20 protein-coding genes and 2 pseudogenes are annotated in these 23,071 nt (G+C 58.3%); 11 read left to right on the top strand and 11 right to left on the bottom strand.

All coding sequences use genetic code 11. The annotated features are described in order from the left end of the window. Nucleotides 1–19 precede the first annotated feature (19 nt). Nucleotides 20–898 carry a substrate-binding domain-containing protein gene (locus NO357_RS21175; RefSeq protein ID WP_376744414.1) on the bottom strand — a complete coding sequence of 293 codons (879 nt, stop codon included), beginning with the start codon at nt 896–898 and terminating at the stop codon, nt 20–22. 436 nt (nt 899–1,334) lie between these two features. Here NO357_RS21175 and NO357_RS21170 point away from each other — a divergent pair, with 436 nt between their 5' ends. The 4 genes from NO357_RS21170 (at nt 1,335) to NO357_RS21155 (ending at nt 6,693) form a co-directional block, all read left to right on the top strand. Next, on the top strand, nt 1,335–2,357 hold the full coding sequence (locus NO357_RS21170) for a helix-turn-helix domain-containing protein (RefSeq protein WP_306737755.1): 1,023 nt from the start codon (nt 1,335–1,337) through the stop codon (nt 2,355–2,357). 181 nt (nt 2,358–2,538) lie between these two features. Next, nucleotides 2,539–3,741 (top strand): SH3 domain-containing protein, encoded by a 1,203-nt coding sequence (locus NO357_RS21165; protein WP_306737754.1) that lies wholly within the window; start codon nt 2,539–2,541, stop codon nt 3,739–3,741. 86 nt (nt 3,742–3,827) lie between these two features. Further along, nucleotides 3,828–4,139, top strand: coding sequence for a hypothetical protein (locus NO357_RS21160; protein ID WP_306737753.1), 312 nt, complete (start codon nt 3,828–3,830; stop codon nt 4,137–4,139). A 214-nt stretch (nt 4,140–4,353) separates the two neighbouring features. After that, nucleotides 4,354–6,693 carry a mechanosensitive ion channel family protein gene (locus NO357_RS21155; protein ID WP_306737752.1) on the top strand — a complete coding sequence of 780 codons (2,340 nt, stop codon included), beginning with the start codon at nt 4,354–4,356 and terminating at the stop codon, nt 6,691–6,693. A gap of 484 nt (nt 6,694–7,177) precedes the next feature. Here NO357_RS21155 and NO357_RS21150 read toward each other — a convergent pair whose 3' ends face one another. Further along, a complete protein-coding gene (locus tag NO357_RS21150) occupies nt 7,178–7,891 on the bottom strand; it encodes a DUF5681 domain-containing protein (RefSeq protein ID WP_306737751.1) in 714 nt (237 codons plus the stop codon). Continuing rightward, nucleotides 7,891–9,189: a site-specific DNA-methyltransferase gene (locus tag NO357_RS21145; protein WP_306737750.1), complete on the bottom strand. Its 1,299-nt coding sequence runs from the start codon at nt 9,187–9,189 to the stop codon at nt 7,891–7,893. Before NO357_RS21145 ends, NO357_RS21150 begins: the two co-directional genes overlap by 1 nt. 915 nt (nt 9,190–10,104) lie before the next feature. Here NO357_RS21145 and NO357_RS21140 point away from each other — a divergent pair. Then, a complete protein-coding gene (locus NO357_RS21140; RefSeq protein ID WP_306737749.1) occupies nt 10,105–10,494 on the top strand; it encodes a hypothetical protein in 390 nt (129 codons plus the stop codon). A gap of 26 nt (nt 10,495–10,520) precedes the next feature. On the opposite strand, the gene NO357_RS21135 is transcribed toward NO357_RS21140, so the two are convergent. The 6 genes from NO357_RS21135 to NO357_RS21110 are packed head-to-tail and all read right to left on the bottom strand — an operon-like array spanning nt 10,521 to nt 16,172. Beyond that, a complete protein-coding gene (locus NO357_RS21135) occupies nt 10,521–11,306 on the bottom strand; it encodes an SDR family NAD(P)-dependent oxidoreductase (RefSeq protein ID WP_306737748.1) in 786 nt (261 codons plus the stop codon). A 38-nt stretch (nt 11,307–11,344) separates the two neighbouring features. Beyond that, a complete protein-coding gene (locus tag NO357_RS21130) occupies nt 11,345–12,142 on the bottom strand; it encodes an SDR family NAD(P)-dependent oxidoreductase (RefSeq protein ID WP_306737747.1) in 798 nt (265 codons plus the stop codon). Further along, nucleotides 12,139–12,957, bottom strand: a complete 819-nt coding sequence (locus NO357_RS21125; protein ID WP_306737746.1) for an ABC transporter permease — start codon at nt 12,955–12,957, stop codon at nt 12,139–12,141. The genes NO357_RS21130 and NO357_RS21125 overlap by 4 nt, the downstream gene beginning before the upstream one ends. Before the next feature lie 7 nt (nt 12,958–12,964). Continuing rightward, nucleotides 12,965–13,816 (bottom strand): ABC transporter permease, encoded by an 852-nt coding sequence (locus NO357_RS21120; RefSeq protein WP_306737745.1) that lies wholly within the window; start codon nt 13,814–13,816, stop codon nt 12,965–12,967. 25 nt (nt 13,817–13,841) lie between these two features. Continuing rightward, a complete protein-coding gene (locus NO357_RS21115) occupies nt 13,842–15,002 on the bottom strand; it encodes an ABC transporter substrate-binding protein (RefSeq protein WP_306737744.1) in 1,161 nt (386 codons plus the stop codon). A gap of 39 nt (nt 15,003–15,041) precedes the next feature. Next, nucleotides 15,042–16,172, bottom strand: coding sequence for an ABC transporter ATP-binding protein (locus NO357_RS21110; RefSeq protein ID WP_306737743.1), 1,131 nt, complete (start codon nt 16,170–16,172; stop codon nt 15,042–15,044). Nucleotides 16,173–16,295: 123 nt separating this feature from the next. Here NO357_RS21110 and NO357_RS21105 point away from each other — a divergent pair, with 123 nt between their 5' ends. The 4 genes and pseudogenes from NO357_RS21105 (at nt 16,296) to NO357_RS21085 (ending at nt 18,809) form a co-directional block, all read left to right on the top strand. Further along, nucleotides 16,296–17,096 (top strand): helix-turn-helix transcriptional regulator, encoded by an 801-nt coding sequence (locus NO357_RS21105; RefSeq protein ID WP_306737742.1) that lies wholly within the window; start codon nt 16,296–16,298, stop codon nt 17,094–17,096. 12 nt (nt 17,097–17,108) lie between these two features. Then, nucleotides 17,109–17,501, top strand: coding sequence for an ImmA/IrrE family metallo-endopeptidase (locus NO357_RS21100; RefSeq protein WP_306737741.1), 393 nt, complete (start codon nt 17,109–17,111; stop codon nt 17,499–17,501). 150 nt (nt 17,502–17,651) lie between these two features. Next, nucleotides 17,652–17,914, top strand: a pseudogene (locus NO357_RS21465) (transposase). 70 nt (nt 17,915–17,984) lie between these two features. Next, entirely contained in the window at nt 17,985–18,809 is an 825-nt protein-coding gene (locus NO357_RS21085) for an IS3 family transposase (protein ID WP_306737738.1), read from the top strand. Between the two features lie 217 nt (nt 18,810–19,026). On the opposite strand, the pseudogene NO357_RS21080 reads toward NO357_RS21085, so the two are convergent. Beyond that, nucleotides 19,027–19,218: pseudogene (locus NO357_RS21080) on the bottom strand (integrase); the annotation flags it as partial. 143 nt (nt 19,219–19,361) lie between these two features. Then, a complete protein-coding gene (locus tag NO357_RS21075) occupies nt 19,362–20,270 on the bottom strand; it encodes a LysR family transcriptional regulator (protein WP_306737737.1) in 909 nt (302 codons plus the stop codon). A 105-nt stretch (nt 20,271–20,375) separates the two neighbouring features. Here NO357_RS21075 and NO357_RS21070 point away from each other — a divergent pair, with 105 nt between their 5' ends. Together NO357_RS21070 and NO357_RS21065 are read left to right on the top strand one after the other, a co-directional pair. Continuing rightward, nucleotides 20,376–21,566, top strand: a complete 1,191-nt coding sequence (locus NO357_RS21070) for a cytochrome P450 (protein WP_306737736.1) — start codon at nt 20,376–20,378, stop codon at nt 21,564–21,566. 36 nt (nt 21,567–21,602) lie between these two features. Then, nucleotides 21,603–22,640, top strand: a complete 1,038-nt coding sequence (locus NO357_RS21065) for a TRAP transporter substrate-binding protein (protein WP_306737735.1) — start codon at nt 21,603–21,605, stop codon at nt 22,638–22,640. Nucleotides 22,641–23,071: the final 431 nt, after the last annotated feature.

The raw sequence follows: 23,071 nt of genomic DNA, 5'->3' as shown, positions 1-23,071 counted from the left end.
AGTCTTTTTAGCACAGGCCTCACCGCAGTGCTTCCAGTTCTCGCATCCGTGCGGCGATCCCGGCGTATAGATCCGGTTCTCCAAGAGCCATTCCATCGAGCTGCAGAAGATCCAGTGCCTGCTTGCCGGTGCGCTGTTCGACGAGCGTCAGCAACGCCTTTTGAAAGGCGCGTATGCGCGGCTCACTCATGCGTTCCTTTCGCGCACAGAAGGGTGGAAACCCGACCCACTCCGATTTTGCAATCACCTTGGTTCGGCGGGTCAAATCCGGTTCCTCTGTTGCCAGAACTTCCCAGACATAGCCATCCACACTGCCGGAGCGGACCAGCCCCGCTGCCACCGCCCGGACAACATTCCGGTGCCCGTAGGTGAAAATCGAACGACTGAAGAAATCGGTTGGTGTTTCACCAGCGCGGACCAAATCAGTCACCGTCATAAGGTAACCTGAGTTTGAATCCGGGTCGGAAAAGGCATGCGCGGCGCCTTTGAGGTCATCCAGAGTCGTCGCAGTGTCCGAGGCGCCGACGATCAGATAGGATTGATACAAAGGCTGGCCATGCCACACCGGAACCGCCAGCAGAGAAAACGCGTCCTGATGCTGAAGAAACGGGAAACCGCAAAGCCAAGCCGCGTCAACAGCGCCCTGCAGCAATAGCCCGGTGACTTCCTCATAGGTTCTTCTTTGTTCGAATTCGACAGTGAAACCGGATGCTTCGGACAAGGCCGTACCCAGAGTGTCGAGCAAGTTGGCATCGTTGTCGAGAAAGACAGGAGTAATACCAAGCTTGAATTGATCGCTCCCTAAGGAATAGCCTGGCCGTGCACAAACGGCCGCCCCCAAAAACCCCAGAAGACTGCGTCTCGAAAACCGTCGCAATTGCTGATCTCCCCTGCACATTCTTTAGGGATAGCATGCCAGCTTCCTGTATCCCCATCAGTTTTTGAAGCCGGTCCCCATTCAGCGAAAGTTTCAATGCCAGGCCCCGATCGGCAAATCTGGAAAAAGAGTAGGTTGATCGGGCGTGAACAGCCTGTTCAACTGTATGCAATCAGGACGGAGAAGCTTGAGGAATGAGGGAAGCGGTGGGGATGTATGACTCCCATACGTGTGCTTCGCAGTGTATTTCCACAAGGCATCTCTATTAGCCTCTTCGCTCCCTAGTACGAACGTGGATGGGGCGTGCCCACGTGAGAAACTTGAGGCGGAACTGGACAGCTGCCCTGCCAGGCTTATTTTTCTTGCAGGTTTTATCGCCAATAGTTTTGGTCAGCACTAGTTGACGAACATGCGCTGCGCCGACGTGTGTTGCTCAGGGGCTGACTAAGCAGGAGGTATGAAGAACATGCTGATACGCCTCGATCTTCGCGCGGCACCCTCGGACGTGCAGTACGATTATTGGCAGCAAGTGTCACCTTCATCCTACCGGGTCGGTCGTTTGCCTAACGGAAACGGGTTAGACGTAAAGTCTGAACTTTGGTTGCAAGATGACATAGTTGCTAGCCAATTTTCAGCCAACGCGCACCGCATCGACGCAGTGGCCGCAACACGTGGCCAGAGCAGAGCGCCCTATGTCAAAGTCCGGGTTTATGAAGCCGGTCACGCTGAAATCCAGGAGGTGTCGGGGCCCGAAAATTACCTTTTGCGTCCGGGCGATGTTCATTTCATAGATCAATCTCGCCCCTGGAGCGCCTGCTATGACAGGCACTGTCAAAAGACACTGATCATACCCCACGCAATTATCGGCTATCGCCCATCAGAGCACCCAATCGTGCGCACTTTCAAAGGCACAACTCCAGCGGGTCGCATTTTGAACTATTCGATCAAGGCGTATTACGCGTCGCTGGAGGAAGGCGAGCCCGACTATGCGAGTCTGCTCGCTGCACTTGAGGCTGCATTACATGGCGCTCTTGGAGAAAGTCGAAGAGCCGACGTAAGGGCGGCGACCATCACTGCCATGCGCCATTGCGTTCTGGAAACCCCATTATCACAAAAGGTGTCGGCGGAAACCGTGGCGAGGGACTTCGGCCTGTCGCGCGCAAGCGTTTTCCGGGCCTTCGCTTATGAAGGTGGGCTTGGGCGCTTTAGATGCAAGGTAAAATTGGACCGCGCCCAAGATGCCTTGGCTGGCCAGCCGCAACGGCGCGGGTATGTGAGCGAACTGGCCTGCGAGTTGGGCTTCAGTTCTACCGCGCATTTTAGTGACGCATTCCAACACCGCTTCGGTGTGCGACCCAGCGAGGCTTACAAGCTGACCTCCCGCACTTCTGTCCCGAGCTTGGCTTCGATTAACGATCCAAGTGATCTCGAAGATACCTTGCGATGGTCTCGCGAGGCCATCGCGCGAACGACGGGCTAAGACCGCGCACGATCAGTCCGCAAAACCGCACTGTGAGACTCTGATGTAACGACCGGGGCGCTAGAAACTGTTAACCACCACTATGCGTTAACATTTGCATGGTCGTCAGCAGCTTTATCGTGATGATTAACTGGTCGCTTCCCGTCCAAGTGTGAACACGACTTATACAGAAGCGTTGGCGTTGGAGCCGATCGACTGCAGTGCTCCAGAAAGAAAGGCGCAACTTGGGGTGATAAAAATGAAGCTAATTCAATTAATTGCATGCGCAGTCACTCTTGCGTGTGTGCAAATGGCGGCTGCTCAGCAGGCTAACGTCGAGAGAGTTCAATTTCCGGCCGGACAGAGCGGAACGACCGTAAGTGCGAGCCTGAAAGGCTATGAGTCGATCGAATACCTGCTCGGCGCACGTGCTGGGCAGCGCATGGTCGTGGAATTGTTCCCGTCGAATCCATCGACCTATTTCAACATTTTTGCTCCGGGAGATCGTCCCGGTGAAGGCGCTGCGATGTACATCGCAGCGACGAATGGCCTGCGGTTTGACGGCGCTCTGCCGAGCAATGGCGACTACCGGATACAGGTCTTCATCAATCGGAACGCGGCCCGCCGCAACGAGAGCACCAACTATACGCTGAATCTGAGCATCGGGGGCGCGGCACCGCGTCAAGATTACGCTGACGGCCTGTCCGGTGGCCCTGACTTTTGGGAGGTCTTCGGCGTGTCACAGAGCCTTAACGTCCGCGCGGCGCCCTCTACGAACGCCCAAGTGGTGATGGGCCTTTTGAACGGCACGGTCGTTCGCAATCTGGGATGTCGGCGGAGCGAAGGGCGCGTTTGGTGCCAGGTCAGCCAGGTTGGCGGTGGTGTGACCGGCTGGGCAGTAAGTCAGTATCTGCGCGAGGCTGCCGCGCCGTCGGCATCCACGCGCCCTGCCGCAAATTCAGCAGACGTGATGCGCGTTATCGGCGTGCCTTCTGGCGATGTTCTGAATGTTCGTAGCGGGCCGGGCACCGGGAACCCCATCGTGGGCGCGTTGGCCAATGGCAATCCCGTCCGCGTTATTGGCTGCCAACGATTCGGCAATACACGCTGGTGCGAAATAGAGATGATAACAGACATGCGCGAACGCGGCTGGGTTGCTGGCCGCTACCTGAGCGCGGCAGCAGCTTCTGCTCCGACCCCGACCCGGAACGTGTCGGCGGCCGAGCAGGCTTGTATGCGGGCTGTGATTGTCGAGACGAACAATCCAGATGTTGTTCTGCTCAGCTCCAGCTTCTCTCAGGCTGGCACCGAAGTCATGGTGGGGGTCGGTCCGCAGCGCGCGCCATGGCAGTGCATCGCCTACAGTGACGGCTCGACGACGCGTCCGATGTCCATGCGGAACTGAACAAGTTCTCCAAGACACGGCCCGCCGCGTGTTTATGCGTAGCGGTCCGTTAACTCTATCAATTCCTAAATAGAAGGAAGAGCTCTATGAACAAAGTAATCGTTGGACTCACCGGACTGGTTGTCGGTGCGGTCGGGGGTGCGGTCGTCGGGGGATCGCTTATCGGAGGTACGGCCGCTGGAATCGGAATTGGAACCGGACTCAGCGCTGGTATCTGCTCGACTGTGGAAGCAGCGCAGGCCGAGGGTCTCGTAACGGCCGAACAGGTCGATCAGCTTCTCATGCGGGCGGCGCAGGAACTGGCTGGCGCCGACGGGCTGCCCGAAGGCACTTCGGTCGTCGGTGGAGCTGCTGAATGTGCGGAGGTGATGGAAACGCTTAAGTCTGCCACAAATTGATCTTTATAGGATGTGCGTGCGGCCCGATCAGTTGAGCGCAGCACCGAAATTGGAAGCCGTGCGGCGGAGATTGTCAGTCGAAGAGATTGCAGTTTCCGCCGCACAGCGATACGGGCCTGCAGCCGAACAGCTCAACGCTTGAGGGGCTGGTTATTCGGGCTAGCTCAAGCTTAAGTCGGAAAAGTTACTGATCCACTTTCCAAAGAGGAAACGCATGCTCCGTTTATTCGCTGCTTTGTTCTTTGCAAAAGGGTCGATTAATCCGGGAAAGCCAGAGAAGACACTGCACCTTTCGCGCTGCTTGCTTCTGGCGTGCCTCTTTGCGGCGATGACCGTGAGTGCCGTCCTCGCACAGTCGTCCCCCGACTGGTCGGGTCGCTGGGACACGTTCTGGCGCGACGGGGCGGCGGTGGTCCAGTTGCAGCAGGAGGGCCGTTCGGTCCTCGGAACATACGAGCCCGGTGGTGGACGGATCGAGGGGCAGATCGAAGGTCAGGTCTTGCGCGGGCGTTGGTTCGAGGATGAGGTCAGCGGGCAATTGATTTTCGCAATCTCGGACGATGGCGAGAGTTTCACAGGACGCTTCGACACTGGAGAGTGGTGGAACGGGCGCCGATCAGACAGGGCAGGTGAGCGCCTGATTACTGGCGATGCATCCCCGCGGGAGACGCTCCAATCGATTGTCGCATCTGTGAGTGATTTCTTGATCGGCGGAGATGTGGACGCTCTGCGCTTTGCCCGGACTCTTCTCGAGTTCGAAGGAGGCGAAGCCCCGGCGAACACGCTGCGCCATCGCCAAGCGCTGCTTTGGGATATCATCGATCTGTCGACCTTCCGGGTTTACGACGCGCCACCGCGTCCCGAAGCTGAGACTGCCACGTTCACAATCGCGCTTGATGGCACCGAGGTGTCCTATGATTTGCAGTTCGTGCGAGCGAGTGGTGGCGGCTGGCGACTACTTGTAGAAGACGCAGAAACTCTTTCAGCCGCCCTTAGGCGCTATCTCAACTCAATTGGTGAACCCAATGTGGCAGCAGCCAAGGCCGCCATGGCGAATTCCCCGCGCGGCGTCATGCAACGGTTCCTATTCGGGATTCATGACTGGGACGGGGCGGGACGGGAAGCGATTTTGTCGACGCTGGACCTGTCCATGCTGCCTGACCACCTGCACAGCGCCGAAGGACCATTGTTGGCGGATTATCTGAAGAACGTCCTCGACCGCGCCGGCTTCATCTTTCTCCAGGAGCTTCCCAACAATCCAAACCGGACAACGCCCTATGTCCACTATGCACATCCTGTTGGGGACATTGTGATCGCGCGCATACCGACGGAGGAAGAAGAAGCGCCCGACCGATGGGTCTTCGACGCTGAAACACTGCGCAAATTGCCTGCGCTCTATTCAGCTATGCAGAACCTTCCAATGGCCGAAGGCATCCCACTGAGCCAACCGCTGACACAGTTTTTTTCGCTTCGGGAGCGTATCCGGGATATGTCTCCAGCCCTGTTGAACCGCGCTGTGATAATAGAAAACTGGCAATGGCTGGCGATCCTGCTGATGGTTGTGACTGCCGCCGTTTTGGTTGCACTTCTCGGTCTTCTGGCACCAAGAGAACGGACCGAAGCCGACGATGACGCAGCCGATGCACCTACGCTTCAAAGTAAAGGTTTGGTTCAGGCGGCAAGGCTGACGCTGGGCAGTCTGGTCCTTGTTTGGGGCTTCAGCATGATCGGGATTATTGAAACGCCGCTCGCCGCGCTGCACACGCTCGTTTCTGCAGCGGCGGTCATAGGTGCGACCTGGTTTGCAGTCCTCGCGACCAGCACTATAGGAGCCTTCTTCCAGCGCAGAGCCGCGTCCACCGTGAGCTATGCCGATGAGATCGTAACCGCAATGGCGATCGGCATCATAAAACTCGCCTTGCTGACGGCAGGTCTGCTTTTCCTCGCAGAAATCGTCGATCTTCCCTACGAAGGCGTTCTGGCGGGGTTGGGCGTTGGTGGCCTCGCACTGGCATTCGCCGCGCGCGAGACCGTATCGAACGTACTGGGCGGCATCCTGCTATTGACCGATCGTCCCTTCCGGCGCGGCGACCTGATCGAAACAAGCGGTCAACTCGCAACGGTCGAGACAGTTGGCATACGATCGACCCGGCTGCAGAGGCTCGACGACACTGTGATGATTATCCCGAACTCACAATTGAGCGATCAGGTCATTGTGAACTGGGGACTCCGTACTCGCCGCCGTATCGACCTTTCCATTGGTCTGACCTATGACACCCCGCGCCCGCTCTTAGAACAGTTCATTGAAGACTTGCGCAGCTTGATATTGCGGCAACCGAGCGCCGATGCCAAAGATTGCTATGTAGGGCTCAAGGATTTTGGTGAATCCGCAATAGAGATCGAGTGCCGCTTTTTCGTATTCGTCTCCAACTACGACGATCAGGTGGCAGTGCGCTCTGCCCTTGTCGCCGACATCGTCGATCTGGCCCGGCAGGTTGGAGTGGCCTTCGCCTTCCCGACCAGGACAATCCAAATTGTCAAAGAAGAGAATTAAGACCGACGAGAGTCACTGATCACTCCAGACGAGATGTAGTGTCTTTTGGTCCAAATCCGATCCGGACCGAGACGCTTCCGCATCTTGTCTTGCTCACAAACTAAACGGCTTATGGCTCAAGGCTTTGCGGCCCCTTAATGCCTCTCGTGGATTCACTTTGCGCCCGCAGCGAATGACGGCTCCCCGCCCATTGTGTTGAAAAACTCCGAATTCGCACAAACTTGAGTCAAGAAATGCCCCTGCAGGGGCGGTAGGATTTAGCAGCTGAGGGGGCGGCCAAAACCTGACGCTGGCCGCTAGAGGACAGCACAACGATTGTCAGTGGTGCCGCTGGCGGACTTCTTCGATTGAATGCCTGTTCGCGGAAGACCCGAGCTTAGCCGTTTTCCGAGTTTTCAACACAATCCGCCGTTTCCGTCGAATGCTGCACTTAGGATCAAGGTCGCAACAGGGCTCAAAGAGAACATGTGCCTCTGCTCAAGCGTTAATACCCGATTGCCTCGAGCAGCCGGTCGAGCAGCGCGAGCATCTTCTTGGCATGGGCCTTTTCGTCCAGAAGGAGTTCGCGGATGCCTTCGTCCCGTTCGGTTTCCAGGTCCTTGTTGATCTCGTCGAGCTCCTCCTGCCACATTGCACGTTGGTCCTGCCATTTCTCCAACTCGGCAACGTCTTCCTTGCACATCGGTCCCTGGATACGGGCCTCTCCCGTCTTGAAGTCGATCCTGACCTGGTCCGGGTGTGGCAGCGGATCCGGCAAATGCGTGATCCCGTGATCCTTCCTGCGCTGCAGTTCTTTGTCCCATTCGACCTTGTAGGCGATGGCAGTTTGCACCCACTCGTCCGAGAGCTGCCTGTTCTGGCTTTCCGTCGCGCTAAGCAGTTCAGCGAACAGACGCTGTGACCTGTGCTGCCCCTTGGCGGCATTGACGGCCATCGCACGCACGATCGCCTGCGCCATCGGAACTGTGACGTTCCGGTTGCCGTCGCGCACCGTGATGTCGCGATACGCCTCGTCCAGGATGATACCCTTCAGCCGTTCCTCGTTCAGCTTTGGCCGCTTGTTTTTCGCGCCGCGTGGCCGCCCCTTCGGATTGCCGGATTTGCCCGCCTTGAAACGGGTGTTTTCCGGTGGTTTCCCATAGCCGACCTCATAGTCAGCGTCCGCTCGGGGCATTGGAAGGTTGGCTTTCTTTTTCATCACTGCGCTGCCTCACTGACCAGGGCAGATGGCTGCCATCCGCAAAGCACCTGCTCCGCCTCGTCTTTGGCGTAGGTCTCCCAACGCGCCAGGATCCGGTCACAGTAGATCGGATCGAGCTCGCAGAGATATCCGCGGCGCCCGGTCTTTTCGGCAGCGATCAGCGTCGAGCCCGATCCACCGAAAACGTCGAGCACGATGTCGCCTCGACCCGAGACATCCCGGATCGCATCGGCAATCATCTGGACCGGCTTCACCGTCGGGTGCAGCATCAGTTCGTCCATACGGGCGGCATGGCGGCTGTTTGCACCACGGTATTCCCAGACATTCGTCCGATACCGCCCATGCTGGCCCAACTCGAAATTGTTCAGGTGCGGCGCGCTGCCCTTCTTGAACACGAAGATCAACTCGTGGCGCGAGCGATAGAAGGACCCCATGCCACCATTGTCCTTGGCCCAGACGATCAGGTTCTTCATCTCGTCGTAGACCCCCTGCCCCGCCGCCAGCATCTCCGACATATGCCGCCAGTCCATGCAGATGTAATGGATCGATCCGTCAACGCTGTAGTCCGCCAGGTTGCGGAAGGCCGTTGTCAGGAAGCGGGTGAACTCTGGCTGGCTCATCTCACCCGACGCCATGGCGAACTCTCGGTGCTGGATCTTGCCCGAGTTTCCGACATGGCCGTCGATCGGCACGTTGTATGGCGGGTCGCTGAACACCATCCGCGCCTCCCCGCCATCCATCAATGCCGAGATCGTCTCCGGATTGAGCGCGTCTCCGCAGATCAAGCGGTGCCGGCCAAGAAGCCAGATATCGCCAGGCTGAACCCGCGCAGACACTTCGATCGGAAGGAGGTCGTCTTCCGGATCTCCGGGTTCCTCCGGCGCGACCGTGTCCAGCAGGCCATCGATCTCCGGGATCGAGAACCCGGTTACTGACACGTCGAACTCCAGATCTGACGACATCAGCTCGCCCAGTTCTGCCGCCAGAAGATCGTCGTCCCATCCGGCATTGATTGCGAGCTTGTTGTCGGCCAGGACATAGGCCCGCTTTTCGTCTTCGGTCATGTGGTCCAGCCTCAGACATGGCACTTCGGTCATACCTAGAAGTCGCGCGCCTTCCACTCGGCCGTGGCCGGCCAGGATGGTCCGGCGCTCATCGATCAGCACCGGGTTGGTGAACCCGAAGGTCTCGATGCTGTCCGCAATCTGCCGAATCTGCTTTTTCGAATGAGTCCGGGCATTCCTTGCCCAGGGTTTGAGATCGCCGATCGCGATATGTTCAATCGGGCAAGTCATTTGCTTGCTCCTCTTTTTGGACGGTCTTCGAAAAGACCCGCTTTTTCGGTCGCCAAACTGGCGTTCTATGTCGGTTGAAAGTTGCCGTGGTCCTATTGGAACATGGACTTACCGGGTCCCACCGTAAGGGTGACGCGGCCTCGTCGGCAGCGACTTGTCCTGGCGGATTATCCGCGCCCGGATCCTGCTTGCCAGGGGCCGTCCTTAACGAAGGGCGCCTTTGGTCAGGTTGTCCGTGCGGAGCGACACTGCCTTACCTGCAGAATCGCCCAATCGGAACATATCAAGAACATTCAATTTGCGCAACATCAACAGTTCCGCCGTGGCTCTACTTCCAAAACACGACCACATCGATGGCCGACGCCAATTGCAGATGCGCCGACGCTCGGCGGCAACACGACGGTTCCCTGCAAGCCGAATTCAAATCCCTGTTTCCGTCCCGTTTTTCCCTGTTTGCAGGAATGAAATTCCCTGTTGTCAAAGAACAGGGAAATCGCCGCCAACCCACTGAGAAGAAGTCCATTTTCGCGCCTTGAAACTCGAGAAGCAACCCAATCCAAGCCAAAATTGGCGGATTTCCCTGTAAATTCCCTGTATTTTGGGTTCTTGGCCTAAGACCCAATAGCTTGAGACTGGCAGCACAGCCACCGCTCTCTGAGACAAGCTAGCAAGGGTTCCGGGTCACAGGGTTGGCCGGAAATGCCCCCGTTTATGCCCCTGTTTCGGGGACCCTAATCTTGGCCTCTCTGATCCTATCTCTTGGGGGGATATACCTACGACATAATAGGTATAAGTAATGGATAAGAAGAAAGAGAAGGAACCCAGCAAGCCCTCCCATAAGCCCCCTGGATGGACCCCTTGGTAGAGCCCTTAAGAGGACTATCTAGGAGGGGAGACGAAGGGCAGGACAGCACCATGGCAGTGATAGACAACCCGAGGCACTCCAGGCCGATCGACGTGCATCGGTGGTCAGAGCATCCCGAGGTGAAGGCCTTGGTGGATACGATCTGGGAGAGCTACCTGCCGCCACAGATTACCGAGCAGGGACCGGGGCCAAAGCCGAGGACGGCGTTCAGAAGGGCGGGGAGCCGTCATTCGCTGCGGGCGCAAAGTGAATCCACGAGAGGCATTAAAGCGGTCATTCGACCGACGGCAATCCCACCGAAAGCGTCAGATAATCGGTTTGAGCCCAATTTGATCGGTGCTGAAAATTGCCCAAGCTGGCACAAAGTACGCAACACTGCCGTTGCCAGACAGATTCGCTATTCCAGGAAGCAATTCGAAAAGGCCACACAGGAGAGCTGAATGCCAATGACATTCACAGTGTTCATCTACCCTTTCGCATACCATCCGTTGTCGACGTAAAGCGCGGTGCCATTTACGAAGCTTGCTTCGTCCGAGGCCAGGAACAGGACAGCGTTGGCAACTTCTTCGGGGCGGCAGATACGCCCCTGAGTGGCCGCCATGCCCTCTTCTTCCCATTGTTGTCCGGCCGCATCGAGTTCGGCAATTTCGCGCAAGCCGTGGGCGGTTTCGACGAAGCCAGGGCACACCGCGTTGCAGCGGATTCCGGCGTCGCGGTATTCCACAGAGATCGTGCGCATGAGCTGAAGGACGGCGCCCTTCGACATGCAATAGACGGCCTCCAGCGCATAGCCAAGTTCCGAGGCGATCGAGCCCGTGATGACGATCGAGCCACCGTCATTGTCGCTCATGTGTTTCACGGCGCGTTGCGTGACCAGAAAGGCGGATTTGACGTTGATGTCCATCAGACGGTCATATTCCGCCTCTGGCGTCTCGTGCAGTGGCGCGACGATGATCGTACCGGCATGGTTGAAAAGCACGTTGTAGGGGCCAAAGGTGTCGATCGCGGCGGCAAAGGCAGTATCAATTTCTGCCGCTTTGGTCACATCGCAATGGAAAAAGGCCGCATCGCCTCCCATTTCTGTGATCATAGACACCGTCTCGGCGCCCAGATCGTCCTGGATGTCGAATATGCTGACCTTGGCGCCTTCGCGGGCGAAAGTCAGCGCGGTTTCGCGGCCCATACCGGCCGCGCCACCGGTGATGACCGCGATCTTGCCGGCCAGGCGGCCATTCGGATTGATGTCGGGCATCGATAGGTCTCCCTGTTCCTGTTCCGACGCTGCCTGCGTCAGATGCATTCGCCGCCGTCGATCACCAGCGCATGACCGGTGACGAAAGACGACATGTCCGAGGCGAGGAACACGATGGCATCGGCAATTTCCTCGACCGTCGCCCAGCGCCCCATCGGAATGTTGCTGGCAATGTATTCTTCCAATGCGGCGCGTCCGCCCATCTGGGTCTCGAACCCGGCATTGAAGGGCGTGTCGACGAAACCAGGGCACAGCGCGTTGAAACGGATGTTTTCCCCTGCGTAATCCGCCGCCATCTGCCGCACCATGGCGACGGCGGCATGTTTTGACGTGGCATAGGCGATCATTTCGCGGTCGTATTGCACACCCGAATTCGATGCCGTGACGATGATCGAGCCGCCACCCTGCGCCCGCATCTGGCCGACGACGGCTTTCGAGGCGACGAAATGTGCCCGCACGTTCAGGGCCCATGAGGCATCCATGCCGTCCGCCGACACAGCTTCGAGCGGCCCTTCGATCTGAAGCCCGGCATGGGAATGCAGAACGTCCAGACGGCCATGATCGGCGATGGCCTTCGCCAGCGCCGCTTCCAGCGCCGCGTCATCGGTGACGTCGAGCTGCATTGCCGTAGCGGAAAGCCCTTCGTCGCGTATCGCCCCTTCTGTGGCCTCGGCCAGAGTTGCATCCCGGTCGGTCACGACCACATGTGCGCCGCAGCGGGCCATCGCCAGCGTTCCGGCTCGTGCGATACCGGACCCGGCCCCGGTGACAAAGGCAACGCGATCAGCAAGCGGGCGGGCGAACCCGCGACCGGCGGCAGGGAAGTCGAGTGTCATCGGGATTTTTTCTCCCCTCGTCTGAGAAGGATCTGCGCCGTGACCAGCAGCACCAGGGACACGCCCAGCACCATTGTGCCGATGGCGTTGATCTCGGGCGTAACGCCGCGACGGATCGAGGAAAAGACATAGATCGGCAAGGTGGTCTCGGACCCGGCGACGAAGAAAGCGATGATGAAATCATCGAAGCTGAAGGTGAAGCTCAGCAGGAACCCGGCAACGATGGCAGGGAAGATCAGCGGCAGCGTGACCTGCCGGAAGGTCGCCATCGGCGTGGCGTAAAGATCGGCGCTGGCCTCGGTCAGCGACCGGTCCATGCCGGACAGCCGTGCCCGGACGATGATGATGCAAAGCGCCATCAGGAACATCGTGTGGGCGGCAATGAGCGATAGCATGCCCATCTGGAGCTTTGGCGGCTCAAAGCCGCCGGGCCAAATCGCGGCGATCATCGGGTTGAGTTGGTCGAACAGGGTGACGAGGCCGATCAGCGTGGCAATGCCGATGACGATGCCGGGGATCATCACGGCGACATAGATCAAACCGTCGAAAATCGTTCGTACCGGCCCCTTGATGCCATGCAGCGCCACCGCCGCCATTGCGCCGAACACGCTGGCGAAGGTGGCGGAGACGAGCGCGACGATCAGGCTGGTTTCCAGCGCATCCATGACGAACGGATTATTCAGCGCCTTGCCGTACCATTTAATCGAGAAGCCCTGAAGCTGACTGGCATGGCGGCCGGCGTTGAAGCTGAAAAGCGCGATCACCCCGATCGGGATGTAGAGGAACAGATAGACCAGCGTGGCGTAAACTCTCATCGCGGCCTCACATCAGAGCGACATCGTCACGGGTGCCCCCCACCCGCGAGATGAACCGCATGTAGATTGTCACCGTGATCAGCATCACCACGACCAGTGTCACGGCGACGGCAGACCCGAAGGCCCAGTTGCGCGATTGCAGGAACAGATCGACCAGCGCGTTACCGACGAAGAACACCTTGCCGCCGCCCAGAAGCGCCGGGATTAGGTATTCGCCCATCAGCAGGATGAAGACCAGCATGCAGCCGGTGGCGATGCCCGGGATCGACAGCGGTAGCGTGACCTGCAGGAAAGTGCGCCACGGCCGGGCGCCGAGGTCGGAAGAGGCCTCGAGAAGACGCTTGTCGAGCCGGTCGAGGCTGACGAAGATCGGAAAGACCATCAGCGGCAGGTAACCATAGACGATGCCCACCAGCACCGAAAACGGCGTGTTGATCAGGCGCACGCCCTCTATCCCGATCCAGTCAAGCAGCGCGGGGATGCCGCGCCCGCCCAGCAGGAAGATCCAGGCGTAGCTGCGGATCAGGATCGAGGTCCAGAACGGCACGATGACCAGAACCAAAAGCGTCATCTTCCATTTTGCGCTTACTTTCACGGCCAGGAAATAGGCCAGCGGATAGGCGATCAACAGCGCCGCCAGAGTGCCGGTCGGGGCCAGGATCATGGTATTGCGAAATGCCGCCCAGCGGGCCGGCAGGTTGGCGTATTGCTCAAGGGTGAGAGCGGGAACATAGCCGCCGGCCGGCCCCCGCTCTCCGAAGCTGAAGATGAAAACGACACTCAGCGGCACGATCAGCATCAGCAGGAACCATGCGCCTGCCGGGGCCAGCAACAGAAGGTTTCTCGTCCGCTGTGTCATGTCGTCTTCACCTGTTTGGCCTGCCTCAGGCCGACTTGAAACGCGCCATCAGCTCGGCGCGGTTCGGGTCGGTCAGGGTGACGGCGGCACCGAATTCCAGCGGCGACAGCAGCTCTTGCGCCGGATAGAGGATCGGGTCGTTCAGCAGGCTTTCCGGCAAGAGCGCGTTGGTATGCGCATCGGCCGAAGGATAGCCATGCGCCAGCACTTCCTTGGCGTTGACCTTGGGGTCGAGCAGGAAGTTGATCAGCGCATAGGCCGCGGCACGGTGCGGCGCGCCCTTGGGCACAGCATAGTAGTCCGACCAGATCTCTCCGCCTTCCTTACCGAGCACATAGATGATCGCGGGAATGTCGGCGTTCAGCTGCTTGCCGTCGCCGGTCCAGGCCATCGACATCCAGGCGTCACCGTTGCGCATCGACGGCTGGTAGTCCGACGAGATCGCGAACAGGTGCGGCTTGCACTCGATCAGCAGTTTCTCGGCATCGGCCAGCTCGGCCGGATCGACCGAGTTGAAGGAATAGTCGAAATATTTCAGCGCGTTGCCAATGGTGGTCAGCTGGTAGTCATGCACCATGGTGCGGCCCGAGAACGTGTCGCGGGTAATGTCAAAGAAACCTTTCCAGCTGTCCAGCGTCTTGCCGCCCGTATGGTCGGTGTTGACCACGAAGCCGGTGGTGCCCCAGTCCTTGGGTACGGCATAGAGCTTGCCGTCGACAGAACCGGCCTCGGCGAAGCGCGGGTCATAGGCATTGGGGTCGTAATTCGGCAGAAGCGCGGTATCGAGCGGCTCGATCAGGTCTTCGCCGACATAGGTGGTGATGGTGTAGTTCGTCGGCACGAACACGTCCCAGCCGGTGGCGCCAGCTTGTAGCTTTGCCAGCATTTCCTCGTTCGAGCCGAACACGTTGACCTGGACATGGGCGCCGGTCGCTTCGGTGAAGGCGTCGAAATTTTCGGGATCGTGGTAGTTCGGCCAGGTGGCCAGAACCACGCGGTCGCCAATTTCACCGGCAGCGAAGGCCGGACGCGGCCGCAGACCCGGAACGGCAGCACCGAGCACCGCCGAAGCCGCACCAAGGCCGGTGACGTTCAGGAAGTGGCGGCGGGTTACCGATCCCTTCCTGTAGCGTTGCAGCTCTTCCATGAACTGCTTTTTCGAGATGTGGTCAGGTTGTTTGGTCATGTCAGATCCCCTATCGAATGGTGGCTGGTCATTCGTTGACTAGTTGCGATCCAGGACAAGTGCCGCGCCGGCATCCCAGGATGCCTGCAACACGTCGCCTGTATTGAACGGCCCTTCGTTCAATTCCGATTGCCTTGGCGCCAGCACGAGGAATTCGCCAAGGGTTTCATGTATTACGAGGTATTCGGTGTGTTCCCCGAGAAAGATGCGGTTGTGCACCGTGACGGGCAACTGGCCTTCACCGCCGCCCGTGCGCGTCAAATGAACCTGTTCCGGGCGAACGCTGATGCTGACTGCCTGTCCGGCTGACACTTTGTCGATCGGCCGCCCGGACAGTGTCAGACCTGCGTCGAGCGTGACTTCGGCGAGGTCGCCGGAAACGGACGTAACCCGACCATCGAAGAAATTCGACGTGCCGACGAAATCCGCCACGTAGCGATTCATAGGCCGGTCGTAGAGATCCTGCGGACTGCCCACCTGCACAATCCGGCCATCGCGCATGATGCAGATCCGGTCGCTCATCGAAAGCGCTTCTTCCTGGTCGTGGGTCACCAAGATGAAAGTGATCCCGAGCGAGCGCTGGATGTTTTGCAGCTCGATCTGCATTTCCTTGCGCAATTTGCGGTCGAGTGCGGCCAACGGTTCGTCGAGAAGCAGCATCTTGGGTTCGTTGATGATCGCCCGGGCCAGGGCCACGCGCTGCTGCTGGCCGCCGGACATTTCCCAGATGCGCCGGTTCTCGAACCCGGGCAGTCGCACAAGCTCCAATGCCTTGCTCACCTTTTCGGCAATCTCGGACCTGGGCAGACGCGGACGCACCTGCTTCAGCCCGTAGCCGATGTTCTGGGCCACGGTCAGATGCGGAAACAGGGCGTAATGCTGAAACACCATGTTCACCGGGCGGCGGTGCGCTTCGAGCCGATTGACGATCTCTCCGTCGAGCAGAACATCGCCTTCGGTCGGCACTTCGAAACCCGCAAGCATGCGCAACGCGGTCGTCTTGCCGCAACCCGAAGGGCCGAGAAAGGACAGGAACTCGCCTTCACGGATCTGCAGATCGAGATGATCGGCGGCCAGAACATCGCCGAACCGTTTCGTCACCCTGCGCAGCTCTGCAACGATGTTCCGATCCCGCTTCTCGTCGGTAGTTGCATATGCCGACTTGCTCATTCTTTTCTTGAATTCCTTGATTGATCGGGTATCCCCTAATTGCCCAAAACCGTAAGAAAAGTTCGAAAAGATGTATATACCCCGTTTGTGATACTCGTTTCGGGATAGAGCGATTTGACGAAGATGAAAGACTGGCTGGAACCCACGGGTGAACTGATAAGCGCCATCGGCGACGAGAGCTTTCCGAGGGCTCTTGCCAACGCCCTGAAAAAGATCGCGGTTTTCGACTACACGGTGGTCTTCGGCTATCTCGGAACGACGCGCCCACTGGACCTTTTCGACACGTTCCCGAAGAAGAAGCGCAAGGTGTTCGTCGAGGACTACCAGGAAGGCCCCTATCTTCTCGATCCGTTCTTTTTAGCGGCGACGACGTCGATTCCCCCCGGGCTGCATCGCCTGAAGGAGATCGCGCCAGACCGTTTCTATCAGGGCGAATATTTCCGTAATTACTATGTCCAGACCGGGCTGGCCGAGGAAATCGGTTTCCTGGTCGGCCTGCCGGGCGACACCATGGTGGTGATTTCCCTGATGCGGGCAAGCAAACCCTTCTCGGCCAAAGACATACGCGAATTGCGCCTGTATTGGCCGATCGTGTGCGCGGCGGCACAGCAGCATTGGTCGGATTTGTCGACACAGATCGAGGGCAATGCGACGGACCGTCAGACCGACGGCATGGAACGAAGCATCGAACGCGCGTTCCAGGCATTCGGTGGCGGCATTCTCACGCCGCGTGAACGCGAAGTCGCGGAATACACGTTGAAAGGCTATTCCGCGGACGCCATCGGCAAAATCCTCGGCATCGCTTCGGGGACCGTGCGAATCCACCGCAAGAACATTTATGCAAAACTGAGAATCGGTTCTCAGGGCGAGCTTTTTTCCAAGTTTATCGTCACGCTGTCGGGAAGAACTGACACAAACGCGTGAGCATTTACCCGTATGACGGAACGTGCCCAGTTGGATGCCAGCTATAGAAAAGATCAGGATCGTGCTGGACGGCCTGAAGGCCGACGGGAGTTAAAACAAGAGGCACAGGCCAATCAGTTCGCCATCAGTCTGTTGGCCCCGTTTCAGCACGTGGACGGTCTACTCTCCAGCGATCTGGATCTGCGCGATGCGCAACGACTGAGAGACCAACTCGACATCAGTCTCGAAGCAAGCCTGCGACGCATGATTGATCGGAGGGACGAAGACCTTGCTGCGGTGTGGTCGAAAGACGGCCGTGTGTTCGCCATTTGCGATCGCGTCGAGGATATCTGGCGCGAGCAGTGCGAGGTCTGTCTGACGTCAGACAACCAAGGGAATTTTGGCACAAGCATCTGTTTTCTTTGATACTCTGAGAAGCTATAACGCCACTATCGGTGACCGTTCTGTAACTTTCCCTGTATTTTCCCTGTTATCAGGGAAATCCTGGTGACCTGCTCCCCGAAACTTCCCTCGTTCTGATGTAGAGTTTGCTCAACCTTTCGAAGGAGCAAGTAGATGCGAAAGAGCCGTTTTACCGAAGCGCAAATCATCGGGATGATCAAAGAGCAGGAAGCCGGGATGCGGACGGCGGAAGTCTGCCGCAAACACGGCCTCAGCCAGGCACGTTCTACAGATACAAATCGAAGTATGGCGGCATGGAAGTGTCTGACGTTTCCAAACTGAAGTCGCTGGAGGATGAGAATGCCAAGCTCAAGCGGCTCCTAGCAGACGCGATGCTCGACAAAGTGGTTCTGAAGGACTTGCTGGGAAAGAGCTGACGACGCCGACAGAGCGGCGGGATGCTGCCCTTCGGGCGATGCGGGATCATGATATCTCGCAACGTCGAGCGTGCAGGCTCGTTGGTGTCAATCCCAAAACCGTTCGGCGCGAACGCCGCCGGACAATCTTGAGATACGCAGGGAGATGAAAGCCATCGCGCAGAAGCGCCGCCGGTTTGGCTATCGCCGGATCGGGGTGATGCTAGAGCACAAGGGAATGACCATGAACCACAAGAAGCTCTATCGGCTCTACACAGAGGGGAAGCTGGGCGTCAGGCGACGACGGGGCCGCAAACGGGCGCGTGGGTCTCGAACACCGATGCCAGAAGCCACACGGCCCAATCAGAGGTGGTCCTTGGACTTCCTGTCCGACACGTTCGGAACCTCGCGCCGGTTCCGCATCCTGGCGGTGAACGATGATTGCTGTCGCGAGAACCTTTGCCTGATGGCGGATACCAGCATCTCGGGTGCCCGCGTGGCGCGGGAACTGGACGCGCTGGTTCGTCTGTATGGCAGACCGGCCAGTATTGTCAGCGACAACGGGACGGAGTTCACCAGTCGGGCAATCCTGAAACGGGCCAACGAGAACGATGTTGACCGGCACTACATCGATCCGGGCAAGCCGCAGCAGAACGCCTTCATCGAAAGCTTCAACGGCAGCCTGCGGGATGAGCTCTTGAACGAGGAGATGTTCGACAGCCTGGAAGACGCGCGGCGTAAACTGGCGCTCTGGCGTTACGACTACAACAACGTCAGGCCGCACTCATCGCTCGGAAACCAAACACCCGCCGAAGCGCGCCGGACGCTTGAGCAAAATGGAGGCTCCGCGCCCGACGCGCTTGCCCAAACCGAATCCGAGGAATCTGAAAACCAGACCCGTAGACTCTCGTTATGAATGAGGGACCATCGGGGGTCAGGTCACGCGTTGCGCAGTTGTCGCGTGAATTCGGGTGCTTGGCACCTAGAGTGTTCAGCGGAGACTCGATCCGATGCATACTTTAGGCTGATTTCAGGCCCCAGGCTCTGTTTGCGATTCCGACGGTACGGATTTGGGTAAGTGCGTATCAGAGCGCGGCGAACTGTTCGCTCTGTTCTGACCGGATTGCGGGGAAGTCACATCCACGAAGCTTGCTGTCGATGGCAAGGTTGAAAAGCGTTAAGTTCCGATCGTTCTCGGCGATCTCAAGCCGCACGCGAATGGCCCAGACTTGTTTCGGCCTCAGGTGGCGCTTTTGCCCGACGACGCGACCGTTGTTCCAAGCAGGGCGGCAACTGCGAATGGCGGGTAAGTTTGCATTGGTCATGATGATTTCTCCCATCCGCACTGTCCACCACATCACCAACCCGACGTTGGCAATTCAAAATAGCATGCTCAGGTGCAGTCGCGGAGAATGTCGGGAGTGAGCCCTTTGTCGCCATTCGTTTGTTTGTTGTAGCCCGCTTAGAGCTAGTCCTCCTGCACTAGGATACGGCCCGCCGCGCCCGCGATCCGTCCACGCAACCAAACATGTGCGGCAGAAACATGGGTGCGTCGCGTCCATTGAAGGTCGATCGAAATTTCGGCCCGCACCGGACACTCGGTCACTGCAACCGAGCCTCCAAACACCGCGGCCGTGCGACGCGGCACTGTGGCGATCAGGTCGGTCCCGGTCAGAATATCGGGCAAGTTCGCTGGACTGGGCACTTCCATGGACGTGTTGGGAACAAGCCCCAGTCTTTCAAGCTCTACAAGGAATTGGGATCGGAAAGTCCCGCCGTAATTGACAACGATCTGAGGTGCCGCCACGTATTCTTCAAGGCTCAGTGGTGCACTGGACAGTTTGTTGGCCGGGTCCATGATGCAGACATAATCATCCGTGAACAGCGTCCGCCGGTAATACCCCGCCTCTTCGATCCGAATTGGCCCGATAAGCATATCGCTTTCGCCGCGTTTGAGCTGCTCTCGCCCCCTCACTTGGCTTGGAATGATGTTCAACCGAATGCCGGGCGCCTCGCGGCGCAGCATGCGCGTCAGTTCAGGCAGGATCGTGACGCGTTCGTAAAAATTGCACGAAATGCCGACCGTAAGCTCGGCCGAACCCGGATCAAACAGGCGCGGCGCGGCAAGAGCCTCGAACTCATCCACCATGCGGCCTGCTGTTTCAACAATCTCAACACAACGCTCAGTGGCGAAAATACCTCCACCCTGTCGAACGAATAGCGGATCGCCAAACGCCTCGCGCAGGCGCCCGATCGTATAGCTTACACTGGGCTGCCCGATCCCCAAGCTTTCTGCGGCCCGTGAAAACGAGCCGAGGTCATGGACCATTCGAAGGCAGCGCAGTGCCGCGAAGTCGAGAGCGAAGGGATCGGTCAAGGGAATCCTCATCAATATTTTCAATGAGGCATATCAAACCCATCAGATAGACCAATGTCAATTCAACGACTAGTTTCAGAGAACTGTCTTGCGTTGGAGAAAACAATGACGATCGCTGCATTGGACGAGGTTCCCGTCGACGACACGATCCAAATCCCACAGCTGCAATCCGACCCCTACGCGATCTACCGTCGTTTGCGGGCCGAGGCGCCGGTGGTGCGCATACCGTCGATCAAGCGGATCATGCTGACCAAGGCCGCTGACACCAAGCATGTGAAGGAGAACTGGGAACTGTTTTCGTCTGACGATCCGTTGACGCCGATGAAACGCGCGTTTCTAGCGCACACGCTGATGCGAAAGGATGGCGAGGAACACATGCGCGAGCGAAACGCGATGGCGCCGGCGTTCAATCCAAAGGTCATCATGGGCTGTTGGCAGCCGATTTATACTAAGGTGGCCGAAGACTATATTGGCCGCCTTCCGCGCGGTGAAACCATTGATCTGTTCACCGACCTTGCCGCGCCCTATGCTGCGCGTTGCCTTACCCATCTTCTGGGTATTCCGGAGGCCAGCGATGCCGACATGATCCGCTGGTCGCAAACCCTGATCGACGGGGCGGGAAATTTCGGCGGCGTGCCCGAGCTTTTCGAAGCCTCAGACAAGGCCAATGTCGAAATGGATGCCCTGTTCGACAAATGCGTTGAGCGGGTGATGGCAAATCCGGACCAAAGCGCCCTGTCGGCAATGGTCAACGCCGAAGACCCGATCCCGAAATCACAGATCTACGCCAATGTGAAGATCGCCATTGGTGGCGGTATCAACGAACCACGCGATGCCTTGCTGACCATTCTTTACGGGCTTTTCACCAATCCAGAACAGTTGGAGGCCTGCATTAAGGACCAGATGTGGCTGGCGGCTTTCGAAGAGGGTGTCCGCTGGGTCGCACCGATCCAGGCAAGCTCGCGCCTGGTCAAAGAAGATACCGAAATCCGCGGACACGCGATTGCAAAGGGCGAGGTGGTGATGACCGTTCAGGCCTCTGCCTGCCGCGATGAAGAGCTTTATGACGACCCCGAAAATTTCAATATCTTCCGCCCCAAGACGCCGCATCAAGCTTTCGGTAACGGGCCGCATTTCTGCCAGGGCACCCATGTCGCCCGGCGCATGCTGGGCCAGATCGTCCTGCCGATGCTGTTCGACCGGTTCCAGAACATGACACTGGCCGATCCGGACGCGGTGAAATTCTGGGGCTTCGGCTTCCGAGGGCCCTTGAGCCTGCCGGTGACCTTGAACTGACAAGACACGAATAATCTGCGAACAGGGAGAAACCACATGAAACGACGCAGCCTTATCCGAACCGCAGCCGCGGCAGCACTCGCCCTTGGCGTCAGCGCGCCCATGGCCGCTGCCCAGGACGTCACGCTCCGCCTGCACCAATTCCTGCCGCCGCCCGCGACCGTGCCAAAGCACATCCTCAAACCCTGGGCCACTCGTGTCGAAGAGGCCGCTAGCGGCAAGCTGAAGATCGAGCACTACGACGCGATGGCCCTTGGCGGCAAACCGCCCCACTTGATGGACCAGGCCATCGACGGTGTCGCGGACATCGTGATGACGGTGGTGGGCTACACGCCTGGGCGCTTCCCGAAGACGGAAGTGTTCGAACTACCCTTTATGATGACCGATCCGGTCGCCACCTCGAAAGCGTTCCAGGAACTTGTCGAAACCGACCTCCAGAACGGGGAATACAAGGATGTGAAGGTGCTGGGGGCTTGGGTCCACGGGCCCGGCGTAATCCATACCGCCCAAGGTGTCAGCAAGCTTGAAGATATGTCCGGCCTGAAACTGCGCGGCCCGACCCGCGTGATCAACGACATGCTGAAAGAGCTTGGGGCCACGCCGGTCGGCATGCCTCTGCCCGCCATCCCCGAGGCGCTGTCGAAAGGGGTGGTTTCGGGCACGGTGATCCCGTGGGAGGTGACACCCGCCATCAAACTATCGGAACTGGTCAAGAATCACACCGAATTCACCGGTGACGAGGCGCTCTATACCGCGACAATCATCATGGTGATGAACAAGGCCAAATATGACAGCCTGCCCGGTAACATTCGTGCCGCGATCGACGCCGAGTCGGGCCTCAAACTGGCCGAATTCGCCGCACAGGTGATGTATAACCATGACAAGCCCGGCCGAGACATTGCCGAAAATGCTGGCAACAAGATCGTGCAGCTATCCACGGAAGAAGTTGCACGTTTCAAGGCCGCATCGCAACCGGTCATCGCTCGCTGGGTGGCCGAGATGGAGGGCAAAGGTATCGATGGCAATGCCTTGATCGAACAAGCCAAAGCATTGATTGAAAAACACGGCGGCTGAGACTCGCCGATAGAGAAAAAGCACACCACCCGAATTCGCGTGTGGTGTGCTTGAAGGTAACCATTGGTTCTGATCCGCGAATTCACACTTCGTCCCGCACTCCAGTTGTTGCCGATTTGAATCTTTCTGCATCACGCGTGAATGGAAGCCTTGCCTGCCGCACTGCAAATCAAAATTTGACGGCGGTGCAGCGATGAAATTTCTTCGTGCGCACGCAGCGGAAATTTGGCTAGCCCGAATGGGCTCGGCGCGGTTAGCTGACGACTTCAGTCAGGTTGGCCGACCATGCAATCGCCAAAGCGGTTGCTATGCGGGACGGAGCGACCGTCTGCCGCGATCTGGAAGAACCTCTGCATTCAGAACGGCCGCTTACTTGTCAGAAGATGAAGTCGTTGGCGTCGAGATCGGCGAGGTTGACGTTCTCGAGCACG

Origin of the sequence: Marimonas arenosa, from assembly GCF_030848945.1 — a bacterium.
GTDB lineage: Bacteria > Pseudomonadota > Alphaproteobacteria > Rhodobacterales > Rhodobacteraceae > Marimonas > Marimonas arenosa.
The sequence above is the reverse complement of the archived record's forward strand: the minus strand, read 5'-3'. Positions and strand labels throughout refer to the sequence as shown.